General features: G+C 42.1%; 13 protein-coding genes and 5 tRNA genes. 10 read left to right on the top strand and 8 right to left on the bottom strand.

Annotated features, from left to right (window positions below; genetic code table 11):
* On the top strand, positions 1-386 hold a 386-nt coding region (locus FTU39_RS01675; RefSeq protein ID WP_005177914.1), incomplete at its 5' end, for an integrase core domain-containing protein.
* Between the two features lie 252 nt (positions 387-638).
* Here the strand turns inward: FTU39_RS01675 and FTU39_RS01680 are convergent.
* Positions 639-728 (bottom strand) — tRNA-Ser (locus tag FTU39_RS01680).
* Positions 729-857: 129 nt separating this feature from the next.
* Positions 858-2,891 carry an NADPH-dependent 2,4-dienoyl-CoA reductase gene (locus FTU39_RS01685; RefSeq protein WP_004972684.1) on the bottom strand — a complete coding sequence of 678 codons (2,034 nt, stop codon included), beginning with the start codon at positions 2,889-2,891 and terminating at the stop codon, positions 858-860.
* 611 nt (positions 2,892-3,502) lie between these two features.
* On the opposite strand from FTU39_RS01685, the gene argG reads away from it, so the two are divergent.
* Positions 3,503-4,846, top strand: a complete 1,344-nt coding sequence (gene argG, locus FTU39_RS01690; RefSeq protein WP_004972682.1) for an argininosuccinate synthase — start codon at positions 3,503-3,505, stop codon at positions 4,844-4,846.
* 116 nt (positions 4,847-4,962) lie between these two features.
* On the opposite strand, the gene FTU39_RS01695 is transcribed toward argG, so the two are convergent.
* Positions 4,963-6,222, bottom strand: a complete 1,260-nt coding sequence (locus FTU39_RS01695) for a GGDEF domain-containing protein (protein WP_096902183.1) — start codon at positions 6,220-6,222, stop codon at positions 4,963-4,965.
* A 197-nt stretch (positions 6,223-6,419) separates the two neighbouring features.
* Between FTU39_RS01695 and pyrC the strand changes: the two genes are divergently transcribed.
* From pyrC to FTU39_RS01735, 8 genes are all read left to right on the top strand, one after another.
* On the top strand, positions 6,420-7,454 hold the full coding sequence (gene pyrC / locus FTU39_RS01700) for a dihydroorotase (protein ID WP_004972678.1): 1,035 nt from the start codon (positions 6,420-6,422) through the stop codon (positions 7,452-7,454).
* Positions 7,439-8,101: a ribonuclease T gene (gene rnt, locus FTU39_RS01705; protein WP_096902181.1), complete on the top strand. Its 663-nt coding sequence runs from the start codon at positions 7,439-7,441 to the stop codon at positions 8,099-8,101. The genes pyrC and rnt overlap by 16 nt, the downstream gene beginning before the upstream one ends.
* A gap of 215 nt (positions 8,102-8,316) precedes the next feature.
* Positions 8,317-8,475, top strand: coding sequence for a hypothetical protein (locus FTU39_RS01710; protein WP_004972674.1), 159 nt, complete (start codon positions 8,317-8,319; stop codon positions 8,473-8,475).
* Between the two features lie 149 nt (positions 8,476-8,624).
* A tRNA-Glu gene (locus tag FTU39_RS01715) sits at positions 8,625-8,700 on the top strand.
* 110 nt (positions 8,701-8,810) lie between these two features.
* A complete protein-coding gene (locus FTU39_RS01720) occupies positions 8,811-10,229 on the top strand; it encodes an amino acid permease (RefSeq protein WP_026438458.1) in 1,419 nt (472 codons plus the stop codon).
* Positions 10,230-10,517: 288 nt separating this feature from the next.
* Positions 10,518-10,593 (top strand) — tRNA-Glu (locus FTU39_RS01725).
* 25 nt (positions 10,594-10,618) lie between these two features.
* A tRNA-Glu gene (locus tag FTU39_RS01730) sits at positions 10,619-10,694 on the top strand.
* Between the two features lie 55 nt (positions 10,695-10,749).
* Positions 10,750-10,825, top strand: a tRNA-Glu gene (locus FTU39_RS01735).
* Positions 10,826-10,981: 156 nt separating this feature from the next.
* Here FTU39_RS01735 and FTU39_RS01740 read toward each other — a convergent pair.
* From FTU39_RS01740 to FTU39_RS01760, 5 genes are all read right to left on the bottom strand, one after another.
* A complete protein-coding gene (locus FTU39_RS01740) occupies positions 10,982-12,226 on the bottom strand; it encodes an NADH:flavin oxidoreductase/NADH oxidase family protein (protein ID WP_180051641.1) in 1,245 nt (414 codons plus the stop codon).
* A gap of 142 nt (positions 12,227-12,368) precedes the next feature.
* Complete coding sequence (locus FTU39_RS01745; RefSeq protein WP_179996132.1) at positions 12,369-13,967, bottom strand: ABC transporter ATP-binding protein; 1,599 nt, start codon at positions 13,965-13,967, stop codon at positions 12,369-12,371.
* Positions 13,945-14,955, bottom strand: coding sequence for an ABC transporter permease (locus tag FTU39_RS01750; protein ID WP_179988923.1), 1,011 nt, complete (start codon positions 14,953-14,955; stop codon positions 13,945-13,947). The genes FTU39_RS01745 and FTU39_RS01750 overlap by 23 nt, the downstream gene beginning before the upstream one ends.
* A complete protein-coding gene (locus FTU39_RS01755) occupies positions 14,955-16,025 on the bottom strand; it encodes a microcin C ABC transporter permease YejB (protein ID WP_180051642.1) in 1,071 nt (356 codons plus the stop codon). Before FTU39_RS01755 ends, FTU39_RS01750 begins: the two co-directional genes overlap by 1 nt.
* 64 nt (positions 16,026-16,089) lie before the next feature.
* Positions 16,090-17,937 carry an extracellular solute-binding protein gene (locus FTU39_RS01760; RefSeq protein ID WP_004972660.1) on the bottom strand — a complete coding sequence of 616 codons (1,848 nt, stop codon included), beginning with the start codon at positions 17,935-17,937 and terminating at the stop codon, positions 16,090-16,092.
* Positions 17,938-17,984 lie beyond the last annotated feature (47 nt).

Consider the following 17,984-nt stretch of genomic DNA (forward strand, 5'->3'; position numbering starts at 1 on the left):
ATATGGTGCTCGATGCACTGGAGCAAGCATTGCATGATCGAGGCATGCCAAAGAACGTGATTCATCATAGTGACAGAGGCGTGCAATATCTTTCCATTCGTTATACCAATCGTTTAGAAGCAGCAAACTTACGAGCATCAGTCGGTACGACCGGTGATTCATACGATAATGCTTTGGCTGAAACGGTGAATGGCTTATACAAAACAGAGGTGATTGAATATTTAAAAGCGGATTGGCAAGGTTTAGCGGATGTACAACTTGCGACACTAAACTGGGTAGATTGGTTCAATAAAAAGCGTGTACACAGTGCACTGGGTTATGTATCACCTTTTGAGTTTGAAGCAATGTACTATGATAAGATTAACCCGTTAGGTCAGGTGGCCTAACTTAAATAAAAAAGTCTCCGACAAACCCGGTACGGTTCAGTTCATTCGTGAACCTTTTTTTATATAATAAAAAATATCTTTTCAAAGCTATAAATGAGTTTAAAATTATTAACGTTTTATACTCATTTCCTATCTTATCCTGAATCGTCCTGTTTTTGCTTGTCACATCCAAAATTTTATGAGGGGTAGGTTGAGGGGTAAAACTACAGAAAAAAATAAGCCCTTGTAAAAACAAGGGCTTATTTAGATATTTGGCGGAAGCGGTGAGATTCGAACTCACGGAGGACTCGCGCCCTCGTCGGTTTTCAAGACCGGTGCATTAAACCGCTCTGCCACGCTTCCATGTGGGCCATGATACGAAGCTTTTGATTTGATGACAAGTAAAAAATACCACTCAAGCACTCAAGTGAATATTGTTTCACCAAATCAGCGCTAAAGTTCATCAAAACAACAGCATAGCCACCTCACTTTTTAAAGTTTAGCAGCCAATTCAGCCCCTTCACGAATCGCACGTTTTGCATCTAACTCTGCAGCAAGCTTTGCACCACCAATAATATGATAGTTAGCCAAAGTATTTTCATCTGCCGCAGGCATTAAATCTTTAACCGACTCCTGCCCTGCACAGACTACAATGCTATCTACACGTAACAATTGGTCTTGACCTGCCATTTCAATCCACAAGCCTTCATTGCTGATGGCTTTATATTGCACACCACGTAGCATACGCACCGCATGTTTTTTCAACTGTGCACGATGTACCCATCCTGAAGTTTTACCCAAACCTGCACCTAAAGCTGTCGTCTTACGTTGCAATAAATAAATTTCACGGACTGGGGGATGAACTTCTGGAGCAAGCATACCACCTTCAGTCACATAGTTAGGATTCGGATCGACTCCCCACTCACGCTGCCAATCTGCCAAAGGCTGCGGTTGTGGCTGATGTTCAGGTTTCAGTAAAAACTCCGACACATCAAAACCGATACCGCCTGCACCAATCACAGCGACTTTTTGTCCAACAGGTGCACCACGTAATACTTCTGCATAAGACAATACTTGCGGTGCATCGCTGCCTTCAATTTTTAAAGCACGTGGTACTACACCTGTTGCAATGACCACTTCATCAAAACCTTCACGTTCGAGTTGCTCGCGGTTGACTTTGGTATTTAAACGCAAATCGACCCCAGTTTTTTCAATTTGCACTTTAAAGTAGCGAATGGTTTCGTGAAATTCTTCTTTGCCCGGCACGACTTTTGCCAAGTTGAATTGACCGCCCACTTCGTTGCTGGCTTCAAATAAAGTCACATGGTGCCCACGACTAGCAGCAACTGTAGCAGCAGACATTCCCGCAACACCACCACCGACAACTGCAATACGCTTCGGTTGCTTGGTTTTTTCATAGACCAATTCAGTTTCATAGGCTGCACGCGGATTGACCAAACAAGTCGCACGCTGATTTTTAAAGGTATGATCTAAACACGCTTGGTTACAGGCAATACAGGTGTTAATTTCATTGACACGATTGGTCGCAGTTTTATTGACCCAAAACGCATCTGCCAACAATGGTCGTGCCATTTGAATCATATCAGCTTTACCCGCTGCCAATATTTCTTCTGCAGTATCAGGCATATTAATACGGTTGGATGCAATTACAGGAATCTCAACGTGTTTTTTCACTTCTGCGGTGTAATCAACAAAAGCTGCGCGTGGCACAGAAGTCACGATGGTTGGAATGCGCGCTTCATGCCAGCCAATCCCTGTATTGAGCAAGTTCACACCCGCATGCTCTAAGGCTTTGGCAACGGTAATCACTTCGTGCATGGTATTGCCATCGTGGACTAAATCCAGCATCGACAAGCGGAAGCAGATAATAAATTTTTCACCCACTTCGGCGCGAATGGCTTTGACTACTTCTAAAGCAAAACGCATACGGTTTTCAATCGTACCGCCCCATTGGTCTTCACGCTGATTCACATGACGGCTTAAAAACTGATTCAGTAAATAGCCTTCCGAACCCATAATTTCGACACCATCGTAGCCTGCCATTTTGGCTAAACTAGCTGTTTTCGCATAATCTTCAATGGTATTTAAAATTTGTCTTTCACTCATTTTACGTGGTTTAAATGGTGAAATTGGAGATTTAATCGGACTTGCAGACACCACAAATGGTTGATAACCATAGCGTCCTGAATGCAGAATTTGCATTAAAATTTTCGCACCATGCTTATGTACGGCATGTGTCACTAATCGATGTGGTGCAACATCGCCCAATGTATTCATAGTACCGCCCGCAGGCAATAACCAGCCTTGACGGTTAGGTGAAATACCACCTGTAATAATTAAACCCACGCCACCTTTGGCACGTTCGCCAAAATAAGCAGCCAGTTTTGGATAATTATAAAAACGATCTTCCAAACCCGTGTGCATTGAACCCATCACGACACGGTTTTTAATGGTGGTAAATCCTAAATGTAATGGTTTTAGAATATTTGCATAGCGAGTTGTCATGATGAGTCCTTATATAATGAGCTTTGCAACTTGTTGCATGAATACTTTAACCGATTTTTATAAACTGTTTATGACTCTAAAGTTCGACTGTGTGGCGCAAACGTCAATTTATAGGGTCTGTTGACACTTCTTCTATGTTTGCGACGTGAGAGATATATCTCGCAAGGTTTTTTAGCTGATATAAGGCATGAGGCAGGAAATTTAATCATTCTAAATGACTGACTCATAACGCAATAGCAGCAAAAAATATGCTTGTCCCCTTGCGCAGCAAACAAAGCAGTGCTTTGTTCTTGCTCATGTGGCTAAAACTTTCTCAGATTGCGTTATGAAACTTGGCAATAGACCCTAACTATTCTTGATATAAACTTGATATAAAACCGCCCAAAAGTAAAAGTGATTTTATTCTGCACCATCCCAATTGCAGGTTTTGATCTTCAACATCTATACCAAGTTTGCCATTTCTAAATGAAAATTTAAGCCTGAACCTGATTTTTTTATCAAATGCGCTTTTTTAACGAAAACAAGCATTTTAAAGAGTGCTATAATTTGCAGTTTAGAATTCTCCTTGGCCACCAAATGTGGTGCCTATTTTAAAAAAGTTAGGACTAGCAATGACTGATAATGCAACTATCTTGCAGAATGTACCAGTAGGCAAAAAAGTCGGTATCGCCTTTTCTGGTGGTCTAGATACTTCAGCTGCTTTATTGTGGATGAAGCAAAAAGGCGCTGAACCATATGCGTATACCGCAAACTTGGGTCAGCCAGATGAAGATGACTATGATGCCATTCCAAAGAAAGCCGAAGAATACGGTGCGGTAAAAGCAGTCTTGGTTGACTGCCGTATGCAGTTGGCTTTGGAAGGTATTGCTGCCATCCAATGTGGTGCATTCCATATCAGCACAGGCGGTATACCTTACTTTAACACCACCCCGCTTGGTCGTGCAGTAACAGGTACAATGCTAGTGACTGCCATGAAAGAAGATGACGTAAACATCTGGGGTGATGGTTCAACCTATAAAGGTAACGATATTGAGCGTTTCTATCGTTATGGTTTATTGACTAATCCTGCGCTTAAAATTTATAAGCCGTGGTTAGACCAAACCTTTATTGATGAATTAGGCGGTCGTGCGGAAATGTCACAATTCCTTATCGACAATGGTTTTGACTATAAAATGTCAAAAGAAAAAGCTTATTCAACTGACTCAAACATGCTAGGTGCAACACACGAAGCGAAAGACCTTGAGTACCTAGATGCTGGCATCAAAATCGTTGATCCAATCATGGGCGTGGCGTTCTGGAAAGATGACGTTGAAGTTAAAGCCGAAGAAGTGTCGGTTACCTTTGAAGAAGGTATGCCAGTTGCATTAAACGGTCAGCGTTTTGAAAACCCTGTTGAGTTGATTCTTGAAGCGAACCGTATTGGTGGTCGTCATGGTTTGGGGATGTCTGACCAAATCGAAAACCGTATTATTGAAGCAAAATCTCGCGGTATTTATGAAGCACCAGGCATGGCGTTATTGCACATTGCTTATGAGCGTTTGGTTACGGGTATTCACAACGAAGATACTATTGAACAATACCGCATTAACGGTTTACGTTTAGGTCGTTTATTGTATCAAGGTCGTTGGTTCGATTCTCAAGCGTTAATGTTACGTGAAACTGCGCAGCGTTGGGTGGCTAAAGCAATTACTGGTACAGTGACTTTAGAATTACGTCGTGGTAATGACTATACCATTATGAACACTGAATCTCCGAACCTCACTTATGAAGCTGAGCGTTTAACTATGGAGAAAGGTGATTCAATGTTTACGCCAATGGATCGTATTGGTCAGTTAACTATGCGTAACCTAGACATTACCGATACACGCGCTAAATTGGGTCTTTATACCAATTCTGGCTTATTGTCGATTGGTTCAGGTTCTGCAGTGCCACAATTGAAAGACAAAAACAAATAATCACTTGGTGATGATTTTGTGAAATCGAAAGCCGCTCAAATTGAGCGGCTTTTTTATGTTTGTTTAAACATGAGGACTAAACAATTCATACTAAATGAAAGCTGCAATAGAAAAATTTACAGCACTTCTTCCACCTGCAAAGTGTGGTAATAAATTTGATTACGTCCCAACTGTTTCGCACGGTACAAGGCTTGGTCTGCACGTTGTAAGAAATCGCTTTTAAAAATGTCCGCCTCACCTTTATAGACGGTAAAGCCCAAACTGATGGTGACATTACTGTCAACCAAAGATTGACTATGTGGAATCGCTAAACGCTCAACCGCTTTAAAAATATTGGAAGCCACAGCATACGCACCATGCGCATCGGTTTCTGGCAATAACACCACAAATTCTTCACCACCATAACGCGCAACAAAATCCATGTGACGAATTGAGTCTTTAATGGATTTGGCAATCGCTGAAATGACTTCATCTCCCTTTTGATGCCCATAATGATCGTTATATTTTTTAAAAAAATCGACATCGATAAAGAGTAAAGACAATGGCACTTCATCATGCCGTGCCTGTTCGAAATAGCTGTCCAGCATTTCATCAAAAGTACGTCTGTTGGATACTTTAGTCAGCGCGTCATGCTGACTTAAATGCAACAATTCTTCAGCATGAATACGGTTAATTTTTTCACTAAGTCGGGCTTGGTGCATGACCAAAAAAATCATCCGCTCACGGGTACACAGCATTTTACTGATTAAAAAACCCACTACCGTACTGCCAACCAACACCCGCCCCATCACCATCACATCAATTGGAATATACAAGGTTAATAGCATAATCATGGCAACCACAGCCGCCATTAACCCAGTCAGCAGCATGTGAAACGGCTTCACCCCCGTCAGTACAAAACCCATAATATAAATCATGCTGATGATCATCATGGCTTGGTGTCTAAACACTTCGGTATGCACCGTCATGGTCAGCCAGGTCATCGACACAATGGCCCAAAAAATCATAGCCATGGCGGCATAGGCATAATACGGGCGCAAAATTTTATAATGGGCAAAAAAGAACAGGGTCAGTAAGCAAAACGCGCCATTGACCAAGCCTAGTAAAGAGTGGATAAAATCGTGTTTAAAAAAATTACGATCAATAATCCAATAATCCCCAGTAATCATCAGCACGGTGATAATAAAGTAGATGAGTACGCCCGACCAAAAATATTGGTTAATGTTGTGCCGAGCTTGTTCAAGATGCTGTTGCCAAAACTCAACTTCCAGTTGTTTCGGAAAAACCTGCCCCGCACGTTTACGTTGACGTTTAATCAACTCTTCATTTTTTTCTTTGTCGTACTGTAGCTTGGCTAACTTATATTTGTATTCCATGGATGCTTTAAATTCCATTTAATCACGATTGTTGCACAGCAAAACTGTAACAACCTGAATATAATTTTTTTAGTGGTTTAAAAATAACACAATGTCGAAACAATTAATTCAGGCATTTCTATTTTTTATGGCTTTCGACGTTACCATTTTAACATTTATAGATTATCATCTGTTTTATTTTTCAGACTGGCAGCGCCTTGAATACGATTACTCTTATCCAGCCAGATGACTGGCATGCTCATTTACGTGATGGTTTAGCACTACAACGTACTGTTCCCGATCTTGCCAAGCAATTTTCACGCGCAATTTGTATGCCTAACCTTGTTCCACCAGTAAAAACGGTAGAAGAAGCGGAAGCGTATCGTGAACGCATCATGGCACACGTCCCTGAAGGTGTAAATTTTGATCCGCGTATGGTGTTGTATTTTACCGATCAAACCTCTCCCGAAGAAGTCAAGAAAATTAAAGCCTCTGCGCATGTGAATGCCATTAAACTTTACCCTGCTGGCGCGACCACCAATTCAGACAATGGGGTGAGCGACATTCGTAAAGTATATGCGGTGATTGAGCAACTTGAAGAACAACAAGTGCCATTATTACTGCACGGCGAAGTCACGCACAATCATGTCGATATTTTTGACCGTGAAAAACGTTTCTTAGATGAAGTGCTTTCACCATTATTACAACAATTTCCAAACTTAAAATTGGTGCTTGAACACATTACGACCTCTGAAGCAGCGCAATTTGTTTTAGAACAAGGCCGTAATGTCGCAGCAACCATTACCCCACAACATTTATTATTTAACCGTAATGATATGTTAGTAGGTGGCGTAAAACCGCATTTCTATTGTTTGCCTATTTTAAAGCGTCAAACCCATCAACAAACCTTATTAGAAGTCGCAACTAGCGGAAATCCTAAATTTTTCTTAGGGACAGATAGCGCACCGCACTCAAAAAATGCCAAAGAAAATGCATGTGGCTGTGCAGGCTGCTATAGTGCGCCTACGGCAATTGAGCTTTATGCACAAGCTTTTGATCAAGTTGGACGTATTGACCGCTTAGAAGGCTTTGCAAGCTTCTTTGGTGCAGATTTTTATGGTTTGCCGCGTAATACCAACACCATTACTTTGGTGAAAGAAGAGCAAATCATTCCAACCAGTTTAGACTACTTGGATGGTGAACAAATTATTCCGTTATATGCGGGTAAAACCATTCAATGGAGAAAAGTGTGACAGATACAACTTTGCCCGTGATGGGGCAACGTTTTCGTGGTTTTTTGCCTGTGGTGGTCGATGTGGAAACCGCAGGCTTTAATGCCCAAACCGATGCTTTGTTGGAAATTGCTGCCATTCCAATTATTTATGATGCGGATGGCAAATTTGTACCAGGTGAAGCGTATCATGCGCATATCAACCCGTTTGAAGGGGCAAATTTAGACCGTCGTTCGTTGGACTTTATTGGGATTGATCCTTTCAACCCTATGCGTATGGCTATGGCTGAAGATGAAAAAACCGCATTAAAACGGATTTTCAAATCAGTCAATGAAGTGCGTCGCCAACAGAATTGTACCCATGCCATTTTGGTCGGTCACAATGCGCATTTCGATTTAGGCTTTGTACAAGCAGCCATTGCCCGCACAGGCACGAAAAACCAAAACCCATTCCACAGCTTTTCAGTGTTTGATACAGTGACTTTAAGTGCGGTGATGTTTGGTCAAACGGTGCTGGCAAAATCATGCATTCAGGCAGGTATTGAGTTTGATGGCAAAGAAGCTCATTCAGCTTTATACGATACGCAAAAAACTGCAGAGCTGTTTTGTTTTATTCTAAATAAACTTGCGCCGCACATGGTAGAGAACTTACTCAACACAGATCAATAATACGATTTGTACTCGAACATTGAGATGTTTACAGGATGACAGACTGCGTTTGTCGTCCTGTTTTCTTTTTAGTGTTGTGGTTTTGATTCGTGCTTTTCAACCACAAGACTGAGCATCAAAATGATTTTTACTGCGAGTCAGCTTTTATGCATGCAGTCTTTTGAGCTGGCTTTGGTTATAATGGCAATATTCCAATTTGTGTTATTGATTCTGCCATGTTGAAAAAAATTGTCTTGGTTTTGGTCATTCTCGCGCCTTCTGCGTTGTATCTTTATATTGTGAATCGTGAGCCTGCTCAACCTAAACCAAGCACTCAACCCGCAGCCACACAAACAACAACCACTGAAAAGCAATATCAAACCCCTGATCATTAAAATGATGCACCGTATTCAAATTTACATGCACTGATTTATTTTTAAAGATGTATTATTTTTTAAGCAAATAACAAATAGTGCGGCAGTTTTTTTAGATTCAGGTTTGACACTGTCGCTAAAAATTCATAATATACGCATCACCTCGCAACGTCCCTATCGTCTAGAGGCCTAGGACATCGCCCTTTCACGGCGGTAACCGGGGTTCGAATCCCCGTAGGGACGCCATTTATCGTGCTATACGATCATTTCTAATCCAAATTTATTATTTCAAGATTGCAGATTTGTAGTTTTTCTCTACAATACTTCGCTTCATTTCATTTTTTCTCCTATCACTTATGCCGTCATCGAATCATCAAAATGATGCTGTGCATCAAGGCAATACTATGCCTTTAAAACGTGCGATGAGCACTCGACATTTGGTTATGATTTCACTGGGCGGTGCTATTGGCACAGGTCTATTTTTAGGCTCAGGTGAAGTCATTGCACAAACAGGCCCCGTTGGCGCCATCATCGCTTATATTTTTGGTGGTTTAATTGCCTATATGGTGATGCTGTGTTTGGGCGAGCTTGCCGTACACATGCCTGTTTCAGGTTCATTTGGGGCATACGCCAAACAATATATTGGACCTGGCACGGGCTATACCATCACTTGGTTATATTGGCTCACGTGGTCGGTCACTTTAGGCACAGAATTTACCGCCGCTGCGTTGCTAATGCAGGAATGGTTCCCGCATATTTCCATGTGGATTTGGACACTGATTTTTGGTGGCGTTGTATTTGGTTTGAATATGATTTCCACGCGCTTGTTTGCAGAATCTGAGTTTTGGCTATCTTTGGTCAAAGTCGTGACTGTCATTGCCTTTATCGTTTTGGGTTTAATGGCAATTTTAGGTGCTGTGTCTTATCAAGGTTATACCTCTGCACCTTTATTTAGCAATTTAACCGCACAAGGTTGGTTTCCTGAAGGGCTATTCCCTATTTTTGCCACCATGTTAATTGTTAATTTCGCCTTTTCAGGCACAGAGTTGATTGGTGTTGCCGCAGGTGAAACCAAAGACCCTGCCAAAAACGTGCCTAAAGCAATCAATACCGCAATTTTCCGTCTGTTGATTTTCTTTGTAGGTACCATTGTGGTGATTAGTGCCTTGCTACCACATCAGGCTGCAGGTTTGGCTGCAGAAGGTGTAAGCAGCAGTCCTTTTGTAACGGTGTTTAATCAGATTGGTATTCCTTATGCGGAAGATATTATTCGTTTTGTGATTATCACAGCGTTACTCTCTGCAGCGAACTCAGGTTTATTTGCAGCTTCACGAATGATGTGGTCGCTCTCACACCAAAAGCAATTACCACAGATTTTTTCTAAGGTGAATGCGCGTGGTATTCCTTATATTGCAGTCATGGTCACCATGCTCGGTGCAATGCCAGGTTTATTGTCTGAACAATTTGCGCCTGAAACCATCTTTAAAAACCTCTTGGGTGTGGCTGCATTTACCATGGTCGTGGTCTGGATGAGCATTTGTTTAAGCCAGTTTAACTTCCGTCGCCAATGGTATAAACAAGGTAAAACCGTGCAGGACTTAGGTTTTGCTGCACCGCTATTTCCAATAGTGCCTATTTTAGGTTTTGTGTTCTGTTTTATTACTTGCTTAAGTATGGTGTTTGACCCTGAAATGCTGGCAGGTTTTATTGGCTGTATGATTTTTATTGTGTTGTGCTATCTCAGTTATTACATGATTTATCACAAAAAATCATAATGCTTTTTTAGCGATGATGTAAAACAATAGGGGCGATCTTCGGATTGCCTTGTTTTTTGAGTTGTGTTGATTAGCAATGAATACTGCAAAATACAAAGAAAATCATGCTGCTCTAATAAATGTGTCCATTTAAAAATAACTTGAAAAGCATGATTTTTACCGCTTCAAACGTATCACGACAGCAGAATAGTTTTAATTTTATTCAGTTGAACATTTTTTTCAGAATTATTGCAGAAAAGCGTTTGACACCCCCCCTTATACGCCCTATTATACGCCCACCTCTGAAACGTCCCTATCGTCTAGAGGCCTAGGACATCGCCCTTTCACGGCGGTAACCGGGGTTCGAATCCCCGTAGGGACGCCAATTTCAGAAGTAGATATTTTTTTAAGTCCCTATCGTCTAGAGGCCTAGGACATCGCCCTTTCACGGCGGTAACCGGGGTTCGAATCCCCGTAGGGACGCCATATTCTCAACAACTGCATTGGTTGTTACATGGTTTAAAAATATAAACTTCTATTTGTCCCTATCGTCTAGAGGCCTAGGACATCGCCCTTTCACGGCGGTAACCGGGGTTCGAATCCCCGTAGGGACGCCATATTCGAGATGTTTACATCTCAACAAAAAGCCCAATCAATATGACTTGGGCTTTTTGCTATCTAACGCATTAGTTTTATATTTCAATCTGTGCGGACTGATTCAAAAACCATAGTTTAAGCTTTGAATCCGTCCACTGAGGTTTGAAAAATACGAATCAAGCTGATTTACGTGAGTTGACCTGTCCTTTAATCACCGCAGTTAAATTGCCTTTTAAATATTTGAAAAAGACTTTTAAAGGCGAGAGTTTTGGGTTTGGACGCTTGCCTTGTGCAATTGCTTTGAACTGCGCGGCATACCAAATAATTTCCATAATTGCCATTTTATCAATCATCGGGATACCAGTTTTAATTTTATCGACCCCGTAACGTACATCTTGACCCGCCAACAAACGGTTGGCTAAATCGGTTTCTACCGCAAATGGTCGGGCGATCCCAATAAAGTCACATGCACCACTGTCCAAAGCAGCATTCATGGCAACTACCGTTCTAAAACCACCTGTCACCATTAAGTGGCATTTCACCTGACTGCGAATCAATTCCGCAAAAGATAAAAAATAGGCTTCACGGGCAATGGTACTTGGTTTACGTTTATCAGCTTTAGAGCCTGCCATCGCGGGTGCTTCATAAGTACCACCTGAAATTTCAATCATATCTATACCTGCTTCATCCATGGCTGTAAACACGCTAATCACTTCTTCTTCAGTGATGCCGCCACGTTGAAAATCTGCAGAGTTTAGTTTGACTGATACAATAAAATTGTCTGAGGTCGCTGCACGTACCGCTTGATAAATTTGCATCAAAAAGCGCATACGGTTTTCAATATTGCCGCCCCATTGGTCTTGGCGTTTATTGGTCAGTGGCGATAAAAACTGGCTGATCAAATAGCCATGCGCACCATGCAGTTGAATCCCTTCAAAGCCCGCTTGCTCACAAATCTGTGCAGCTTTGGCAAAACGCTGAATAATATCGAGGATTTCATCTTCATGTAGTTCACGTGGTGTACCAAAACTCAAAGCTAAACTTGGACTAAAAGGCACAGCCGAAGGTGCAACCGTTTCTTTATTCAAACCTTTCGGACATTGCCGCCCAGGATGTGACAACTGTACCAATTGCACCATGCCATAACGTTTACCAACTTCTGCCCACTGTTTGAGCTTTTCTATATCTCGGTCTGATTCAATTCCCACAACACCCGGTTCATTTTTGGCACGTAAATCGACCATTACGTTGCCAGTGATGGCACAGCCCAAACCACCTTTTGCCCATGCTTCATATAGACCTAAATGCAGGCTATTCGGCTGCCCTGCCGTGTTGGCAAGCGCCTCACTCATCGCGCCTTTAATGATGCGATTTTTAAACATGGTATTACGAATCTGAATTGTTTCGGCAAGATGGCTCATACACTGTTCCGTATTGTGTTTTATTGGTCTTTTTTACTCTAAAGATTTTTCGGAACAGGTCAATGCCATTTTGACAAATCTTATTGTCAAAATGGTAAAACAAGTCAGCCAGCCGAAATAGCTGTTTAAAAATATTGAAGGTTTAATACTCACTTGCAGCAATCAATTGACGGGTATATTCTGTTTGCGGATGGCTAAATAACTGTACAGTATCTTGAAATTCCATGACTTTCGCTTGATGCAGCACCAACACTTTTTGACACAGTGCTTTCACCACTTGCAAATCGTGGCTAATAAACAAATAGCTCATCTGTTCTTGCTGCTGCAAACGGCGTAACAGCTGCACGACAGCACGTTGCGTGGTACGGTCTAAGGCAGAAGTCGGCTCATCCATAATTAACAGTTTAGGACGCAGCACCAACGCGCGTGCTAATGCAATCCGTTGTCGTTGCCCACCCGACAATTCATGCGGATAGCGTTGTTTAAAACTCACAGGCAATTCCACTTTGCTTAGAGCTTCATCAATGCGCTGGATGATTTCAGGCTTGGACAATTGTTGCAATGCCAAACCCTCACCAATGGTTTGCTCCACATTTAAACGTGGATTTAAGCTGCTAAACGGGTCTTGAAATACAATTTGAAACTGCTGACGTAAGGGACGCAATTGGCGTTCATTCAGTTGATTCAGATCTTGCCCAAGTAGTTCAATTTTTCCCTCACTTTCAATCAATCGTGCAATTGCAAGTGCCAATGAACTTTTACCCGAACCACTTTCACCGACAATACCAATAGATTGACCTTGCGGAAGTTGCAAGCTTAACGGCTCAACCGCAACCACATAATCTTTAACCCGATTCAGCAAGCCTTGTTTAATCGGGAATTTCACAGCAACCTGCTCCAACTCCAAAATGGTCGGCAACTCATCAACCTGCAAAGCTTCACCAAAATCATGATTCAACAAGTTTTGGGTATAGGCTTGCTGCGGTCTATTAAAAATATCTGCCACACTGCCCTGTTCTTCGACCCGCCCCTGATTCATTACAATTACCCGATCTGCATAGTGTTTGACTAAATTCAAATCGTGGCTGATCAAAATCATGGCCATATTACGACGCACTTGCAGGCTTTTTAATAAATCCAAAATCTGCGCCTGCAAAGTCACATCTAAAGCCGTAGTTGGTTCATCAGCAATTAAAATATCGGGATCGAGTGCCAACGCCATTGCGATCATCACTCGCTGACGTTGCCCCCCAGATAATTCATGTGGATAACGCTTTAGTTTTTCTTCAGGCTGTGGAATGCCGACATCTGCAAGTAATTGCAGCACCCGGGCACGCGTTTTTTCTTTGCTCCAACCTTGGAGTAATAAACTTTCACCAATAATTTTTTCCACTCGATGCAACGGATTTAAAGCCGTCATTGGTTCCTGAAAAATCATGGCAATTTTTTGACCACGAACTTGTCGCAATTGTTGCGGTTTAAGGCGAAGTAAATCTTGTTCTGCAAAGACTGCCTGACCTTGCACCTGTAAATGTTCGGGCAATAAACCCAGCAATGCCAAACTACTAATAGATTTTCCAGAACCACTTTCACCAACCAAAGCAATGGTTTCGCCTGCATGCAGCTCAAAGTTTAAATCGTGCAATAAAACCTGTTGCTGCTGAATACGCAGATGACTGACTGTTAGCAATACTGCAGGCTGTGATGCAGTTGAAGAATTAACGTCTTGGATCGAATGCATCACGGGTCGCCTCCCCAATATAAATTAACAAGGACAGCACAATTGCTAAGGTAAAAAAGCCTGACAATGCCAACCACGGTGCATTTAAATTATTTTTACCTTGTAACAACAACTCCCCTAAAGATGCTGCATCGGGCGATAAGCCGTAACCTAAAAAATCCAGTGCGGTTAAAGCTGTAATATTGGCGGTTAGCATAAATGGCAACTGCGACAAACTCGAACTCATGGCATTGGGTAAAATATGCCGAAACATAATGGTACGATCGGTTACGCCTAAACTTCGCGCTGCACGGACATAGTCAAAATTTCGGGCGCGTAAAAATTCTGCTCGAACCAAGCCGACCAGTGTCGTCCAGCCAAATAACAGCATAATCACAAATAGCCAATACACACTTGGGGTAAACATGCTGACCAAAATCATCACCATGAACAGCATCGGTAAACCGCCCCACACCTCTAAAACGCGCTGACCAATTAAATCGACCCAGCCGCCATAGTAGCCCTGAATTGCCCCGACCAAAATGCCCAAAGCTGCCGATGCAAAAGTCAATGCAAAGCCAAATAACAGCGATACACGCAAGCCATATAAAATTCGCGCCAACACATCGCGCCCTTGGTCATCTGTACCTAGCCAATTTTGTGCAGTTGGTGCAGAAGGTACAGGAACGGCCAAATCTAAATTCGGGGTCTGGTAAGAAAACTCAATGAGCGGCCAAACTGCCCATCCTCGGTCTGCAATCAGTTGTTGCACCACTGGGTCTTTATAATCTGCTTCGGTTTCAAATACACCGCCAAAGGTCGTTTCAGGATAAGCCTTGAACACTGGCAGATATAAAGATTGCTCATATTTGACCAATAACGGTTTATCATTGGCAATCAGTTCTGCCGCCAAAGACAACACAAAAATAATGATAAAGACAATGAAACAACCCAAACCCAATTTATTCTGTTTAAAACGCTGCACACGCGCCTGCATGATCGGTGACATTATTTTGCCCCTCGCGATTCAAAACTAATACGTGGGTCAATCACCTGATATAACACATCGCTGATTAAGCGTAGAATTAAGCCCAATAAGGTAAAAATAAACAAAGTGCCAAAAATTACAGGATAATCACGCTGTACAATCGCCTCAAAACCAAGCAGGCCTAATCCATCCAAATTAAAAATAATTTCGATGAACAAGTTCCCGACAAAGAAAATACCCACCAACGCTTCGGGCAAACCTGCAATTACAATTAGCATGGCATTACGAAACACATGCCCATATAACACACGCGATTCAGTAAGACCTTTAGAACGTGCCGCCAACACATATTGTTTGTTTAATTCTTCCATAAATGAATATTTGGTCAGATAGGTCAGCCCTGCAAAACCACCAATCACCATCGCCAATAAAGGCAAAGTCATGTGCCAAAAATAATCGGTGATTTTTCCCCACAGACTCAATTGAGCAAAGTTTTCAGACACCAAACCCTGTAAAGGAAACCACTGAAAATATGAACCGCCTGCAAAAAATACAATCAGTAAAATAGCAAAGGCAAACGCAGGAATGGCATAGCCAATCGCCAACAAAATAGAAGTGGCTTTATCAAACAACAAGCCATGCTGACGGGCTTTTTTAATGCCTAAAGGAATAGAAATTAAATAAATCAGCAAGGTGCTCCATAAACCTAAAGATAGCGATACAGGTAATTTTTCCCATAACAATTGGGTCACAGGTTTATCTTTAAAAAAGCTGGTGCCAAAATCGAACTGCACATAGCTGGTGAGCATTTGCCAAAAGCGTTCATGTGCAGGTTTATCGAATCCATATTGCGCTTCGATTTTTGCGACCATTTCATCACTTAAACCTTTAGCACCTTGATAATTGCTGCTATTGGAGGTTGCAGCAGTTTCACCGCCTGTCGCCCCCATGCCCTGAAAGGCTTCGGCTTGCTGAATCGCCTGTTCGACTGGACCGCCCGGTGCAATTTGAATCACCACAAAGTTAATCAATAAAATGAAAAACAAGGTTGGAATAATCAGGAGCAATCTTTTGAGTATGTATGTGCCCATGTACTTACCTTTTGGCAATGTTCTGGTTTATCGCAAACACTGTCATGCTTGAGTTTTAAAATCGTTATTGTTGACGTAAATAATGTGCAACTTTCTTGGCTTGGGCAGCATCACTCCACCAATAATCAATTCCTGCCGATAGTTTAGGTTTGATGGCGGGCTGACGATACATATTCCAATAGGCATACCAGTTTTCACCTTTGCCATAGGTTGGAATTTGATAATACCCCGCACGCAATAAACGATCCAAAACTTTGGTACGCACAATCAATTGTTCACGATTAGGCGCACGAATCAACTGTTGTACCACTTCATCAATTACTGGGTTTTTAATGCCTGCGTAATTATAGTTTCCTGGTTGATCTGCGGCAGCACTACTCCAAAGCTGTGCTTGCTCATTGCCTGGACTTAAAGATTGCGGCATGACACTGGTGGTCATATCAAAATCGGCACGGCGCATGCGTTCAATATATTGCGGCACATCGACATGCCGAATATTTACCGTAACGCCCAGACGTTTCATATTGCGCACAAAAGGCACTAATGTGCGTTGCAAACCATCCTGATGAATTAAAAATTCAATTTGAATGGCTTTGCCTTTGGCATCGACCAATTTACCTTGCTGAAAACGATAACCCGCTTTCAAAAGCAATTCACGGGCTTTAAGCAAGCCGTTACGGTTAAAGCCACTGGCATCAGTCACAGGATACTGCCAATTTTGCAATACGCCTTGGCGTTGAATAGGATGCAGCTTGGCCAAATAGGGTTTTAAAACAGACAATTCTGCGGCTGAAGGTGTGCCTTTGGCTTCTAATTCACTGTTAGAAAAATAACTTTGCAAACGGCGATATTGCCCATAGAACAAGGCTTTGTTTTGCCATTCAAAATCATAAGCGTAGGTTAAAGCCTGCCTAAAACGAATATCCTGAAACGCATGTCTGCGGGTATTAAAAACAAAACTTTGGGTCGGAATTGGGTTTTGGTGCTGAAATTTATGCTTGACCACCATGCCCGCATTCACAGCAGGAAAACGATATTCAGTGACCCATTTTCGTGCGGTATATTCTTCATGCAACGTGTATTGCCCCGACTTAAACCCTTCGAAGGCAATATCCAGATTGCGATAATAAACATACTTCAGGCGGTCAAAATTATAGCGCCCTTTATTTACGGGTAAATCTTTGCCCCAATAATTTGGATTACGCTTATAAGTAATGCTGCGCCCTGCATCAATCCGCTCAATAAGATACGGCCCTGAACCTAAAATCGGTTCTAGTGTGATGCGGGTAAAGTCACGCTTTTGCCAGTCTTTTTTAGAATAGATTGGCATTTGCGACAAAATCAGCGGCATTTCTGCATTGTTAGTGGATTTAAAACTGACTTTAACCTGATGCTTAGACAAGACCGTGGTTTTATCTAAATCGGATAAATACATTTGCAAACCTGGATTAGACTTGGTCTGAAAAGCATCAAAACTGAATTTCACATCATCTGCTGTAACTGGGCTGCCATCACTAAATTTAGCTTTAGGATTTAAATGAAAAATGACAAATGCAGTTTGCTTGGGGTCATAGCTGACTTTTTCTGCCAATAAGGGATACATCACCCCCGGCTCATCTAAAGAACTGCTCATGAGTGAATCGAATATAAAACTCACCCCATCGGTTGAGCTGCCCTTGCCATTCATGTCATTTAAATTATCAAAAGTGCCATTACTGGCACGAATTAAATCGCCACCTTTGGGCGCTTGCGGGTTGGCATAAGGCATAGCCGAGCGCCCCACATACTGAGGCTGGCTATGTACGGCAATATAGGGCGTGGTTTGTAACGCAGCCCATCCAAACTGCGGCAAGACCACACAACCTAAAATACAGCCCAGATATTGATGTGTCTTTTTTATGGCAAATGACATGCACACAGCTCCTTGTGCAGTATTCCTGAGGATGCCGTCAAAACATG

Origin of the sequence: Acinetobacter sp. YH12099 (assembly GCF_013419195.1) — a bacterium.
GTDB lineage: Bacteria > Pseudomonadota > Gammaproteobacteria > Pseudomonadales > Moraxellaceae > Acinetobacter > Acinetobacter towneri.

Excerpts from the sequence above, each read along its gene's own strand:
- FTU39_RS01685 (WP_004972684.1), bottom strand. The coding sequence starts at position 2,891 with ATGACAACTCGCTATGCAAATATTCTAAAACCATTACATTTAGGATTT.
- argG (WP_004972682.1), top strand. The coding sequence starts at position 3,503 with ATGACTGATAATGCAACTATCTTGCAGAATGTACCAGTAGGCAAAAAA.
- FTU39_RS01695 (WP_096902183.1), bottom strand. The coding sequence starts at position 6,222 with ATGGAATACAAATATAAGTTAGCCAAGCTACAGTACGACAAAGAAAAA.
- rnt (WP_096902181.1), top strand. The coding sequence starts at position 7,439 with ATGGAGAAAAGTGTGACAGATACAACTTTGCCCGTGATGGGGCAACGT.
- FTU39_RS01710 (WP_004972674.1), top strand. The coding sequence starts at position 8,317 with ATGTTGAAAAAAATTGTCTTGGTTTTGGTCATTCTCGCGCCTTCTGCG.
- FTU39_RS01720 (WP_026438458.1), top strand. The coding sequence starts at position 8,811 with ATGCCGTCATCGAATCATCAAAATGATGCTGTGCATCAAGGCAATACT.
- FTU39_RS01740 (WP_180051641.1), bottom strand. The coding sequence starts at position 12,226 with ATGAGCCATCTTGCCGAAACAATTCAGATTCGTAATACCATGTTTAAA.
- FTU39_RS01745 (WP_179996132.1), bottom strand. The coding sequence starts at position 13,967 with ATGCATTCGATCCAAGACGTTAATTCTTCAACTGCATCACAGCCTGCA.
- FTU39_RS01750 (WP_179988923.1), bottom strand. The coding sequence starts at position 14,955 with ATGTCACCGATCATGCAGGCGCGTGTGCAGCGTTTTAAACAGAATAAA.
- FTU39_RS01755 (WP_180051642.1), bottom strand. The coding sequence starts at position 16,025 with ATGGGCACATACATACTCAAAAGATTGCTCCTGATTATTCCAACCTTG.
- FTU39_RS01760 (WP_004972660.1), bottom strand. The coding sequence starts at position 17,937 with ATGTCATTTGCCATAAAAAAGACACATCAATATCTGGGCTGTATTTTA.